Here is a 12,580-nt window from a genome sequence, read left to right as displayed (position 1 = left end):
CCCTTCGGAATGCGACGTGACGACAACATGACCTCCAACTGGTGTGATCACGTTGCAACGATCACTGGAAACCACCGCGTCGTTACTGTCCAGTTTTCAAGCGTCGTCGACACCACCTCCAGAAGGGGCGTTGCATCGATCAATAGAATCCCCGGGGCGGCAAACGCACCGCGCTGAGTTGTGGCCGTCGACATCCACTGGCGACACGGTGAAGACGCACACAAGCGCCTCCGGCCGCGCTGAGACCCGGTCTTGTGCGGATTCGATGAGACAACATTTATTCAACGTTTATTGGGTCGAGGGCGTCCCAGATTCGTCGAGACGTGGCATACCATCGACAGTGATACACAACCAAGCCGACAAGAAGTGCCTGGTCTAGGCGAGATTCTCCGAGGTATCGAATCCGCCGAGCGAGAATCGATGCGGCTCCGCCGGAATCGTGAGGTCGCGGGTTCAAGCCCCGCTCCTGCTACAGATAGGGCCCCAGGTGAATCGGAATTTCATTGTGGCTCGGACGCGATAGCCGGTTTTTCCGGTTATGGACCGTGTCTGGCGGAAACGAGAGCTGTCAGTGACAGTTGCCGGCTGTGGGCACACAGGAGACCCACGATCGCGCGGGTGATGGACCGCCGCTGGTACCTTCGAGCGCTCTGCGATCGAGCCACCCAGCGGGCCTGTTGAGAAAGGTCTCGCCGCAGTCGACCAGTTCCGTTGCAGGGAAACGCTCGACCTGAGCGGCGTCCTCGGTGTGGACGCACACGATCTTGTGGCCGACGATGCTCAGCCCGGGCAATCGCGTGGCTTCGCTCTAATTCGTCTCGAACAGCCGGTCCCACGTCTCGCTGTCTACGACTCCGTCGACGTCTAATCCCTGGAACGTCTGGAAGTCAGCAACCGCTTGCTTGGTGATCGGGCCAAAGTCGCCGTCGGCGACAAGCCCTGAGGCTGCAACAATATTGAGCTGCCGCTGGATGTGCTTGACGGTGGTTCCTTGCATACCCTCGGCACTCACCGTGCCGGGGTACGGCCGAACGCCGGCGACGAGCGCCCAGACGGTCGAGGCTGCGTCGCCCGCTCGAGCGCAGAACCAGAGAGCGAAGTTCTGACCTGATTCGTCGTGACTGGTCGTGACGAGCAGTTCGCCCCCATTTCCCCCGACCGTCCCCTCGGGAGTGGCGAGGGCCTTGGGGATGAGACGGATCGGCGCAGCCAGTTCAGACTCGAACACACCACCGTTGCCGCTCGTGGACGACCCTCTGACGCCGCTGTTGGTCGCGGCGAGGCCGTGCACACCGATGCCGCTGCCCTCACTGCTTCCGACGACGCCGGTGTTGTCCGACCTGCTGATGCCATGGACGCCAAAACCGCGTTCGCTGCTGCCGACGACCCCGGTGTTGGTCTTGCTGTCACCATGCGCGCCGAACCCCGACGTGCTAAAGCCCACCACCGCGGTGTTGGACTCGCTGATACCGTGCACGCCGAACCCCGTCGCACTCCTGCCGAGCACCCCGGTGCCACGGCCATCACCGAGCGACTCGAGACGAAAATCGCCAGGTGGCACGTTGTGATTGAACAAGTCGCTCGTGTTCGCCACGCTCACCCCGACGACCCCGATCGATCCTTCGAACCCCGTTCCCATCACCCCGAACTGAGAAAACCGGCCTTGCCCGAGGACGCCGGCGATCCCGCCGCCGCGGGTCTGGCCCACGACGCCACAGCGTTCGGCGTTGACTCGAATTCCCCACCGAAAGCCGACACCGTCCTCGTCCGTAGAAAAGCCCGCGCCTGGGAACCCCGGGGCCGATTGCGGTCGCGGTCCCGTTGCAGTGAATTGGTCATCGTGCATGACGACCTTCCTTCCCGAAACTTACGTGATCCGACGAATACCGCCATTGTGGAACTCCAACACAGACTTCGCCACCCCTTCTGCGCGTCGTTTCACCGCAACCCCCTGACCGCCCAGCCACCGCCCGCTCAAGCACCGGCCTACGCGCGAGCGGACCTAGTGGTAGCGAGTCCGCCGTCCGCCGTCACGGTCGTTGCCGGTTCGGTCGGCGAACCAGTCCTGGAGTCCGCTTTGTGTCGGTCGTCGCCCGGTCGGCGTGCCGAGGGTATGAACGTCGTTACGCCGCCGGCGTCAGGTCTCGGCTGAGCACCCTTGCGGCAGCGGTCCCCTTCTTCGGGAGAATGGTGATGCGCTCGTTCCACCGCTGGCGCGTCTGCATGGCCCAGAAGATGGCGAACAGGGTTAGCCCGACGGCCTCCCCGAACAACACCTCCGGGAAGCCAGGGATCGCGTCTTCGGTGCCGAACTGAGCCATAACGCCCAGCACGATCAGGAAGAGGATGTCGGCAGCCATCGCTATCGCCAGAATCTTGTACCAGAGCCTCTGAGTGTCACTCGGCGGGGTGCGGTCTTCCGGGTCATCGGTGCGTGTGCCGCGGATCCAGACCACCGTGGCGAACGCACCGAAGAACAGGAATGTGGCGATGTAGTGGATGCTGAAGCTCCACGGGCCGACTCGGAAGTACGGGAATGCCTCGTTCCACACGAAGGTGAACAAGAAGAGGGCGACGGCGGTGACCGCGGCGGTCACGGGAACAAGGAGTGCGAACCGCTGCCGCTTCTCATTGCGCTGGACGATCAACATCACCACGACGATCACCACCAGGGTGAGGATGTAGGTGAGGACCGCGTTCTGCACCTCGGGAAATGCGGCCTTCGGCAGGCAGCTCTGCTCCTCGCCCTCGCACGTGAACGTGGTCAAACCCTGCTCAGTCGCCTTCACATCGGTCGGGACGAGCGCGATGAGCGGTCCGAAGATCGCAGCGAAATCCAGCAGCATCGACGGGCTGGGGAGCTCGAGGGTCCGCTTTCCCAGTGGGATCTTTGCAGCGCCTCCTCGGCCGTTGAGCGCGAGCATCGCGAGGGATGCCGCGATGAGGACGCCGACGAACACGTTCCGGGCCGGGGTCCAGTAGTAGTAGCTGATCGACCCCTTCACGTAGCCGCCGGCCACCGAGGCGATGATCACGCCGATGAAGAGCGCTGCGACGGCGAAGACGAACGATAGTCGCAGATAGCGGTGGGTCTTCAGCGCTGCTGTGATGAAGTCCGGCTGTTCATCCTGGGCTTGCTGTTGCTTGACGATCTTTCCATCCGTCGTGTCGGTCATCACTGCTCCAATGCAGAGAGAATTACTCGCCGCGACGCGATGTCAGTCCCATTGCCGCTGTCGCGACTTGCGCTCGCCCCCAGCGGAGCGCCTGCGTCATGGTACCGCTCCCGGGATATGGACGGCAGGCCCCTTCAGCGAAGAATGACGGTGCACGTCCAGGGCCGCTCCGATCTGCGAGTCCACAAGCCGCTACCGGAGTTCAAGCGGTGACGCCCTCGCACGTAGCCTCAGCGCGTTGCGCGGAGTGGGATCTGCGCTGGAATCACTCGGGAGCGCCGTACATGGCCGAATCCGCCGCGATCCTCTCCCGGACACTGCAGAACGAGATCCCGACGCCCGCCGACGTGAACGAACTGCTCGTCGAAGGTGAGACGCCGGTCGCGTCCTTCAGGACATTCCGCGACTCGGCAACCTTCACGACCAAGCGACTTATCGTCCGCGAAAGTGGCACGATGCATCGTGAACCGTATCGGCCCGATCCGGCAATACTTAACATGAGCGCAGACAGCGAAATCATCGGACGGTCGATCGATATCCCGTCCGCAGCCGTGGCAATCACCGACCGGCACGCGGTTCGCACCGCGTCCGCCCTTGCAGGCGTGGCGCTTGTCGTCGCGGCGCTCACCGGGTGCGCGACGCCGCGCGAGGCTTCCGTCAGCGCCTCGCCAACGACGTCGAGCCCTCCCCCGTCGAGCGCGGCCCTCTCCTCATCTGCCTCCCTTTCTGGAGCTGCGGGCACCGCGCTGGTGCTCCCGGAAGCGTGCGAGGACATCTACTCCGACGCGATGTTCGCCCATCTGACGGCCACGGCGCCTCCACTCAACGATCCCGGGCACACCACGCCGTCCACCGAGCTTGCGGTCGGCCGGGAGGTGCTCGATACGGCCCCGACCCTGCGGTGCACGTGGGGTGGGCCCTCCGAGTACGGACTCTCCACCAACGTCACCATCGTGGATGCCGGTCAATCGGCATCGATCGAGCAGGCCGCGGTCGAGTCCGGGATGACGTGCACGCCGCACGACGAGGGCACGATCTGCCGCACCCGGGAGGACCTCTTCGTCGACGGGGAGCGCCACGCCACCGTCGGAGAGACGCACTACTTCCGAGACAACGGCTGGGTCGCCACGCACTGGACCAACTTCGCACCAGAGGGTTACACGGAAGACATCGTCGCCACGTTGTGGCCCTCACTCCCGCCGACGGGGTAAGCAACTCCCCAGATGTCCCGGAAGCAACGCGGATGGCGAGTGGTTCTCGTATCCCGGTGCCAGCTCCCGCTTGTGGCGGGTGGGGGATCAGTCGCACCGATGACGCCTTGCGGATTGTGCGCTCGGGTCGACGTCGACCCCCGAGCGCATCTCTTCGAGCCGTCTGGGTTTGCCTGCCCGCACTGCTTGTCGAAGCACCGCGCATTGCGATCAGGGGGCGCCGGTACGGTTGGTCTCCGCGCCCGAGGGCCGACCAACGGATCCTCACGCGAGACGAATGCGGGTGATCCCTGGGGTCACTCCACTGGCTGGAAGAACTGCCGATCAACCCAGAGGGCAGCGCGGGCGCCGATGTATGCGCCTTGGTATTCGGCATTCCGGAAGTGGAGACCCTGGTAGATGCGCGCGTCGATGGTGTCGCGAACCACGCTCGTGAAGCGCTTGTAGTCGCGCGTCACATCGGGCACGCCAGGCGTGATCTTGACGACGCTGAAGTCCATCCTGTCCGTGCCGAAGAAGGCGATCGCAGCGCCCATGTATGCGGACGATACACAGTTGTAGCCAGACGGGTGCTCCGAGTACGGCGGAGAGGGGAGCAGCGGGGTCCACGCAGGATCGCCAGCGGTCCTGCGGTTGCCGTCATTGTCGCCCTCGCGGATCGCGGTGACCGGGCGCCAGAAGTTCCAGTACTCCTTGTCGTTGAAGCAGCCGATGACACTGTCTGCGGTGGTCAGGTTCAACATGGCGAAGAGGCGGGCTTCGTCGGCGAGCGTGAGCCCTTGGGCCTCGGATATCACCCGGAATGTGCGGTTGAACAACTCCGGCGGGTGTGCAGCATAGAGCTGAGCGAGAGTGTTCTGCTTTTCGTTGCGGGGACTGTCGACCGCCCCGATGGCTTTCACCTCGTTGTAGTCCCTTGCGTAGGCTCGGCTGGTGAGAGAGTACGGCCCTTTCGTCCGGAGCTGCGAGCTGCTCTCGAGCGTGAACGGTTCAACATCGGACAGCCACGCAAGGGCGTTGTTGGGCTCGGGCGTAGTGGGACGCCACTCGCCAGGCTTCGTGCCGACCCGCCACAAGATGTCCGGCGCGAAACGGCCGTCATTCGTTCGTGCTTCCAGCATGGCCGCTGCGGCGGCCGCCCCTACTGCGACCCCTTCGGCTTCGGCATCGCCGTCGGGGATGCCCGCGAGGGCGTCGGCATAGAGGACATCGAGCCGGTCTCGGACCGCCTGCGGCAACGGCGGTACGGGTGGCGTTCCCAGCCCGACCAGCACGTCGTGCGCGGCGGTGGCGACGGCGGCTTCCTGTGATGCCGTCGGCGACGCCGGTGGAAGGCCAGGCAGGTAGGGCTGATATCCGCCGAGGATGGCGTTGACCGCGTCGTAGACCGCACCCTGCACCATCGCGAGGTGCAATTGCGAGACCGGTGGCGGCTGGCCGGCGCCGGGAGTGGGCGCCGTGGGCGGGTTTATCAGCGCGTCCGAAGCGTGGAGATTCCAGACGCGTACCGCGTCGGAATGCTCGGAGTTCGCAGCCGCGGGCGCGGCTCCGAGCACTGTTGCCCCCAGAGCAACGAGAGCAGTAAGCGCGAACGTGCCCAGCATCCGCTTGTGTGTCCCTGTTCGCATGATCCGTCTCCCCAATGTCGCACCTGCGCAGCTAGGCAGATGTGCTAGCGACTCCTCAAATGACTTTCCCGTTTGTACGTTTGCCCCGCGTGAACACCTCAACCACAATCCGGTATCAATCCGATATCAGTGGTGCGGCTTCCGGCATACACTGGTCCTCTCGCCGACTGGGTCGCGGGCTCAGCCAAGAGAACGGCTCACCGGAACGGACCAGGAGCGCCGCACGGACTCCACTGCCATCGCGTCGCGATACTCGTTGATACCGCGCTGGTGCTGGCAGGAGATCGACTCGAGCTTCGAGGGGCATAGCATTGTGACCTCGCTTCGCGAGTGGAAGCTGACGCGTCGATGACATGCGCATAGTACTGCCGCGCCCCCCGGGGAACAAGACAGCGACGAGACTCACCTGAAGTGCTCGCGCAATGGGTGCGTGCCTGATTTGGAATCTGCTCGCGAAACGCTGGCCTTGGATCGAGTGCTCGGTGGTACCTGCGCCGATCGATTGAAGCTCGCGGGGGCACGAGCAGCTGCAGCATGGTGAGCCGCATCCCGGCAACGTCCTCAGTCCTGGCCTTGGCCCGTTATTTGTTGACTTCGGGACCAGTTGCCATGGACTTGTCGAGGTCCACCTTGCCCATGTACTTGAGGCCGTGTGTACGCATTGCCCCAGGGTGAACCAGCAACTCTTGAACGACCGCCGGCAGCTCGTGCTCACGATGGTCGCAGCGTGGCGTTGGCAGCTCGGCGACAATCCCAGAGCGGAGGAGCAGTTCCTCCGCACCCTTCGTGCGGGGCCTTGAAAACCGCCGTCGGACCCCCGTGCAGGATCACCCAGTCGCCGACCCCGTCGCCGGACAGGAACGCCCGCCATCCGTCTTCGCTCATGGCGATTACCGTATGCACGCAGCCACCCGCACAATAGATGAACCGGTTAGCGATCCGTCGGATCGGGTGCGTCTTCAGGAGCTCTGAGGACCGCGACAACGGGATCGCGACGGCCGCGGTGGCACGGTCGAGGTGGCACGGTCGAGGCATACCCGAAACGGACTGCTGAGCGGCCGCCGCAGCGAGGCGCCTACCTGCACACCGGACCGAGGAGCTGCACGAGCGATACGGGTCTGTCCGGGTGCGACGCATCGCCAGGTGGCGGCGGGTCATGCGACACGACCTCTGATATCAGCACGGTGCGACACCCGTTGGCGCGACGTACAGATGCGGTCGAACACGAAGAAGGAGGTGGTTCGCTTCGCCGACCGTCTCAACAGTGACTCGAGACGGCGTTGCCCGTGACCCGCGACGAAGAAATCCAGGGCCGATGATCTCCCCGTGAGACCCAATGGTCAGAGGTTTCATCACGACGGTCGCCGCTGATGGAAGCGCCTCGTCGGGTTACCCCCGGAGCATGCCCATGCGCGCGGCATCGTACGCGCGCTGTTCGTGCAGACGCTCGACCACCCGGCGTCGATCGATCAGCTCCACGAGCTCCTCGCGAGTGAGCGGAGCGCGGGGAGGGCGGAGCCTGGTCAGCACCGTGCGGACCGCGCGGCCAAGGAGGGTTCCGGGCGACGTAGTCGGGAAGGGCGTGGGGGCGGTTGCGCTGCTCATGATTGCTCCAAGAAAGGGTTCTGTTCCGTCCGCGGTTGCGGGCACGTGACTCTTTCTATGGCGAAACCCCGGACCGACTCATCCGCAACGACTACCGAGATCGCCCGACGCCGGTACCGAGATCTCGGCTCGTCGGGCCCGATCGGGATTGCCCGCGCGTCAGCTCCGGAGCAGGTCGGCGCCGCGCCGCGCCGCCTCCTGCCGAGACGAGACACCTAGCTTCATGAGGATGGCGGCTACGTGCGAGTCGACCGTGCGCACGGACAGCACCAGCTGCTCGGCGATTTCGCTATTCGTGAGTCCCTCCGCGATGAGCGGCAGCACGTCGAGCTGCCGATCGGTGAGGCCGGCGGGATTATGCCGCGTCGTCGCTTGAGGTCCTCGAGGGATTCCGCGCGCGCCGAAACTCCGCAGGACCGTTCGCACGCTCCTGGCGAGCGGGATGGCACCGATCCGGTCAAGAATTGTGAGCGCCTCGATCAGATCGGCCTCCTGGGTGCTCTCTGCGAGAGCGGCCGCCTGGTGGTACACGGCGCCTCCCATGCGCCAGAGGTGGGCCGCGCGGCGCACATCCCCGCTTGCCTGTACCGCGAAGGGATGCTGTCCCTCCGGCACATCGACCTGCTCTCCGGCACGCCGGAGATACAGCGCGAGCTCAGCCTGATGGTTGACCGCCCCGCAGCGCACGGCCTCGTCATACGCGGGGCGTGCGATCGAGCCAACGCTCTCCAGATCGCCGCGCAGGAGCGCCGCTTCGGCCCGTGCGCAGGCGACGGGTCCGATCCGCTGCCACTCGCCGAGGTCCTGCGCGAGCAGCCAGGCTTCGTCGAGCATCGCATACGCGCCCGGATCTCCTCTTCGCACCGCCACCAGGCCCCTCACGGTCAACGCGACACATCGTGCGGACGGGAATGGTTCGGTCAGCGCGGCGCAGGCGGCGAGCGCCTCGTCCCACTGCGCCCGCGCGAGGTGGAGCCGACCACGCTCCACCTGCTGATAAGCCCAAAGACCCATCACCTCGGATCGCTGCGACTGCTCGATCGCGGGCTCGAGGTACTGTTCGGCCAGATCGAGCCGGTACTGGTCGAGCAGGCTCCACACAAGGTTGACGTGCGCGCGTGAGGCATCGTCCATGAAGTTACCCGCCGCCGCGACGGCGGCGGCCTCCTCGAGCTCCGCGATCCCATCCTCGCGGTTCTCGAGCATGTGGGCCGTGCCGACGTTCGTGAGTGCGTGTGCCAGCGCTTGCGTCGCCCCAGATTCTCGTGCGACTGCGATGGCCCGCTCCCCGAGGTGGATTGTGCGGGCGACATCGTGCGCCAGCATCGCGAGCTGAGACTCGTTGCTGAGGGCGAAGGCGTACATGGCGCGATTCTCCGTCGAACTGAGAACGTCTGACGCCTCGCGTCCGGTCTCCTCCGCTCCACGGCGGTCTCCCGAGATCCAGTGGAACCTCGACGCCCAACGGAGGCTCGCGCCCAGCGAAACGGCATCGCCCAATTCGCGCCGCAGCCGAACGACCTCCGTCTGCACGTCGACGGCCTCCTGCGCCCGGCCGAGCGTGTAGACCTCGATCGCGTATCGCTGCATGAGGTCGGCGCGCTCGAAGGGGTCGTATCGCTCGGCGTGTTCCAGCGCGGCACGCAGGTGCGCCGCCGCTTGCCGGTGTGCGCCGCTCTCGGCGGCGTCGGCCGCGGCCAGCGGCGCCCAATGGATGATGGCGTCCACATCACCCGCCTCGATGGCATGCGAGACGATTCGGCCGGCATCGGCATCCGTCTCACGCAGCACCTCGAGCACGCGCGCGTTGAGCTCGATGCGACGAGAAGCCGAGAGGGAGTCGATGACCGCGCGGCGCGTGAGCTCGTGGCGGAACTGAACACCGTCCGGACGGACGGTTAGCAGACCGCGTTCTTCAGCCGATCGCAGGACACGGGCCCCGCCTGCCACCAGCCGAGCGAGCTCGGCGGACGATACCGCCGATGGGATCACCGCGAGTTGCTCGACCTGCTCACGCGTCAGGTCATCCAGTCGGTTCATGCGAGCCATAACCGCGTCGACGACCGTGCGGGGGACGTTCACCGCATCCGCCGAGCTGACGACCTCGGTCACGAAGTAGGGATTGCCCCGGGTAAGTGCGAAGAGGCGCTCCGGGTCGAGGCCACGCTCGGTGGCGAGCACGGCGACGGCGGCCGGCGAAAGTCTGGCCACGGGGAGGTGGCGCACGCTCGTTCGGATGTCCCCGAGCAAAAGCGTGAGCGGATGTCCCTGCCCGAGTTCGTCGTCGCGGTAGGTCATCACGAGCACAGCGGGGATCTCGTCGATCCGTCGCGCAAGGTAGCGCAGTGCGTCGAGCGTCGCTTCGTCCGACCAGTGCATGTCCTCGACGACGAGCACCGTGCCCGGCTGCGAGGAGAGGTCGTCGATCAACGCCGCGAACAGCTCCTCGCGGTCTCCCCCGCGGAGGGCCGCCGCCAGTCGCGGCCCGACCGCTCGGCGGAGGTCGCGTAGGGGTCCGAGCGTCCTCGGGGTGGCCAGGGCATCGCACGAACCCACGAGGATGCGGGATCCCGCCGGCGGCCGCGACCGCAGCGCGGCGATCAGGCTGGACTTGCCCACGCCCGCCTCGCCGTGGACGAGCACGATGCGTCCGCCCCCAACCGTCGCTGCTGAGGCGGCCTCGCGGAGGTGTGCAAGCTCCGACTCGCGCTCGAGGAGTCGCATAGTGCGATCGTGCACCGTCCCCACACCACCCCGCAATCCCTCGAGTCGGGCGCGGCCGGGGCACGGCGCGCTCGCGATCGGAGAGTCGCTCGTCAGCACCCGGGGTGCGCTTCGAGAGACGCTTACACATCGGTCCTGCGGACATCCGGGAATGCCCCGGTCGCGAGGATCGCGCGCAGGGCGGCCGCAAGGGGATCCCGCCTGGCGCGGGGACTCTAGCGGAGAGGGCCGTCTCGCTCGCATCGTTGCATCGAGCGACTGTCGCGTGGAATCGGCCGACCTGGGTTGATCAGCGCCCGGGGAGGGATCCTTTCTGAAAAGGCTGTCGGGCCGGTGTCTCCCCGCCCCGGTGAGCACGGTGACGCGTCGCACCCGCATCGATCGATGATCGTGCCGACACCGGCCTCACGGTCGCTGACGGCGGGTCCACAACGTGCCGAGCACGCCGGGACGGGCGACGTCGACAACGGGTCCGGGATACCGTGCCGAGCGGCATCCCGGACCCGCGGGCGGCACGGGCGGGGTCGCGGTCAATGCCGCTGCCGTGCCGGGTTGTACGGCGAGGCGCGCAAGGCGCGCTCGCAGATCACGCCAGGCGTGTGGGTGGCTCGGGCCTCTCGATCGGGCGTGGCGCCGACGCGCGAGTGGCGACGAGGAGCACGATTCCCACGGCAACAGCGACGATGCTGACGGTTACGGCCACCAACGGCGTCGTCACCGGAGCCGGATCGATGCCAAGCATCGGAACGATCGCGCCGAGGCCCAGCAGCACACCGCCGAGCACGGCGCCGGTGCGCGCCACGGCGCCGCTCGCGCTGCGGCGCGCCACTTCGATGAGGGCGCCGGTGGCGACGGCCAGGCCGAGGATCACGAGCGGAGGCGCCCAATATGCCGCGAGCGTGGGAAGAGCACCCACTGCTATAAGCACACCCGACACGCGAGGCGCCTTGACGCGACACGCGATGCCGGCGAGGAGGATCGCGAGGTAGATGAAGCACGCCGCGGCGCCCTGTGGCCGCGGTCCGTCGTCGCCGACGAGGTTCTCGATGCCGAAATTGAGGTAGACGGCGGCGAGAACGGCCGCGCCGACGACCCACCACCACCGGCCGGGTGACTGCTTCTTAGAGTCCATAGCAGATGCCTTTCGATCGGCCCGCTGACCCCGCATCGCCAGGCGTTGTGTTCGTACCCAAAGAAGGTCGTCCGGCATTCCGCCGACGACCCGCAACGCGATAGCACCGGCGACGATCGGTGATCGCGTGCCGTTCTCTCGCGCGTCGAAGCGCTGCTCCCAGAGATCGGACTCGATCTCCGCACGGCGACGCTCGGCCGCCTCCGTGCCCACCAATCCGCAGTACCAGCACACCCAGCGCCGCGCGACGTCCGCTGCCGTCGCCGCGATGCGGTCGTCTCGAGCCGCCTGGTCCGGTCCGAGGTCGGCGTTCACAGCGCCTCCCACGCCGGGCGCCCGATGGGCGCGTCGTGGGCTGCTTCCGCCCGGTGCGAAGCGAGCGCGAGCTGCCCCGCCCCGGTCACGGTGTACACACGCCTGCGCGGGCGGCCTCCCTCCTCAGCGGCCGCTGCATCCTCCCACTCGCTCTCCAGCAGACCGGCCTTCTCCAGCCTGCTCAGCGCCTTGTAGAGGGTGCCGTGTGCGGTGAGGGTTTTCCCGTCGCCGGCGAGAACCTTCGCGAGCGCGAATCCATGAAAGCCCACATCGCCGGCCCGTCGAAGGCGCAAAGCGGTGTCCAGGATCTCGCTCTCCAGGGGAAGCAGTGTGCCTGCACGACGTCTCATACCGGAAGTATGGGCAGATATCTTCCCATTGTCAATGGGAAGATATCCATGGTGAGACGTGAAGCGTCGCGCTGAGGGACCGGCTTGCGAGCCGACCCCTTCCCTTCCATAGGCGGCGACTCATCGAACCGATTCACTCGCGAGTCTTCAATAGATTCGATCCATGGAGTCAGTCAGGCTACCCGACACGCGCGAAGGCGTCGCCCTGGAAAGGGCGGCCATGTCGTACCTCGATACTCTGCGCCCGACGGTCCTCAAGGTGATCCAACAAAGTACGCGCCTGCTACCATCCGACCCGGGCAGCTGGCTGGGTCGTCGACACTATGACGACCCCCTTCGAGGCGTCTCAGATCGCCCCCATGTTCGTGCTCGTGGCTGCGGCCCGGTTTCTCCAATCTCAAGGTCCGCATCGCCATACTGGAATTGGCGACAAGGACGG

The 12,580-nt window shown here is 66.2% G+C and carries 9 protein-coding genes and 1 pseudogene; 3 read left to right on the top strand and 7 right to left on the bottom strand.

The window, feature by feature from the left end:
• Positions 1-808: 808 nt before the first annotated feature.
• Together ACPW96_RS15790 and ACPW96_RS15785 are read right to left on the bottom strand one after the other, a co-directional pair.
• Positions 809-1,708, bottom strand: coding sequence for a peptidoglycan-binding protein (locus tag ACPW96_RS15790; protein ID WP_425884210.1), 900 nt, complete (start codon positions 1,706-1,708; stop codon positions 809-811).
• 415 nt (positions 1,709-2,123) lie between these two features.
• Complete coding sequence (locus ACPW96_RS15785; protein WP_425884208.1) at positions 2,124-3,176, bottom strand: hypothetical protein; 1,053 nt, start codon at positions 3,174-3,176, stop codon at positions 2,124-2,126.
• Between the two features lie 284 nt (positions 3,177-3,460).
• Here ACPW96_RS15785 and ACPW96_RS15780 point away from each other — a divergent pair, with 284 nt between their 5' ends.
• Positions 3,461-4,387, top strand: coding sequence for a hypothetical protein (locus ACPW96_RS15780; protein ID WP_425884206.1), 927 nt, complete (start codon positions 3,461-3,463; stop codon positions 4,385-4,387).
• Between the two features lie 296 nt (positions 4,388-4,683).
• Here ACPW96_RS15780 and ACPW96_RS15775 read toward each other — a convergent pair whose 3' ends face one another.
• Positions 4,684-6,015 carry a PA-phosphatase gene (locus tag ACPW96_RS15775; RefSeq protein ID WP_425884205.1) on the bottom strand — a complete coding sequence of 444 codons (1,332 nt, stop codon included), beginning with the start codon at positions 6,013-6,015 and terminating at the stop codon, positions 4,684-4,686.
• 527 nt (positions 6,016-6,542) lie between these two features.
• Here ACPW96_RS15775 and ACPW96_RS15770 point away from each other — a divergent pair.
• A pseudogene (locus ACPW96_RS15770) lies at positions 6,543-6,686 on the top strand (aminoglycoside phosphotransferase family protein); the annotation flags it as partial.
• Positions 6,687-6,815 (top strand): hypothetical protein, encoded by a 129-nt coding sequence (locus ACPW96_RS15765; protein ID WP_425884203.1) that lies wholly within the window; start codon positions 6,687-6,689, stop codon positions 6,813-6,815. It abuts the pseudogene before it with no gap.
• Positions 6,816-7,404: 589 nt separating this feature from the next.
• Here ACPW96_RS15765 and ACPW96_RS15760 read toward each other — a convergent pair.
• From ACPW96_RS15760 to ACPW96_RS15745, 4 genes are all read right to left on the bottom strand, one after another.
• Complete coding sequence (locus tag ACPW96_RS15760; protein WP_425820611.1) at positions 7,405-7,620, bottom strand: hypothetical protein; 216 nt, start codon at positions 7,618-7,620, stop codon at positions 7,405-7,407.
• Positions 7,621-7,779: 159 nt separating this feature from the next.
• On the bottom strand, positions 7,780-10,344 hold the full coding sequence (locus tag ACPW96_RS15755; RefSeq protein ID WP_425884201.1) for an ATP-binding protein: 2,565 nt from the start codon (positions 10,342-10,344) through the stop codon (positions 7,780-7,782).
• A gap of 586 nt (positions 10,345-10,930) precedes the next feature.
• Complete coding sequence (locus ACPW96_RS15750; RefSeq protein ID WP_425884199.1) at positions 10,931-11,791, bottom strand: hypothetical protein; 861 nt, start codon at positions 11,789-11,791, stop codon at positions 10,931-10,933.
• Positions 11,788-12,141, bottom strand: a complete 354-nt coding sequence (locus ACPW96_RS15745; RefSeq protein WP_425820614.1) for a PadR family transcriptional regulator — start codon at positions 12,139-12,141, stop codon at positions 11,788-11,790. Before ACPW96_RS15745 ends, ACPW96_RS15750 begins: the two co-directional genes overlap by 4 nt.
• Positions 12,142-12,580: the final 439 nt, after the last annotated feature.

Origin of the sequence: Micromonospora sp. DT81.3, from assembly GCF_049847225.1 — a bacterium.
Lineage (GTDB): Bacteria > Actinomycetota > Actinomycetes > Actinomycetales > Microbacteriaceae > Microbacterium.
The sequence above is the reverse complement of the archived record's forward strand: the minus strand, read 5'-3'. Positions and strand labels throughout refer to the sequence as shown.

Coding starts and splice junctions, on each gene's coding strand:
- ACPW96_RS15785 (WP_425884208.1), bottom strand. CDS start 3,176: ATGACCGACACGACGGATGGAAAGATCGTCAAGCAACAGCAAGCCCAG.
- ACPW96_RS15780 (WP_425884206.1), top strand. CDS start 3,461: ATGGCCGAATCCGCCGCGATCCTCTCCCGGACACTGCAGAACGAGATC.
- ACPW96_RS15775 (WP_425884205.1), bottom strand. CDS start 6,015: ATGCGAACAGGGACACACAAGCGGATGCTGGGCACGTTCGCGCTTACT.
- ACPW96_RS15760 (WP_425820611.1), bottom strand. CDS start 7,620: ATGAGCAGCGCAACCGCCCCCACGCCCTTCCCGACTACGTCGCCCGGA.
- ACPW96_RS15755 (WP_425884201.1), bottom strand. CDS start 10,344: ATGCGACTCCTCGAGCGCGAGTCGGAGCTTGCACACCTCCGCGAGGCC.
- ACPW96_RS15745 (WP_425820614.1), bottom strand. CDS start 12,141: ATGAGACGTCGTGCAGGCACACTGCTTCCCCTGGAGAGCGAGATCCTG.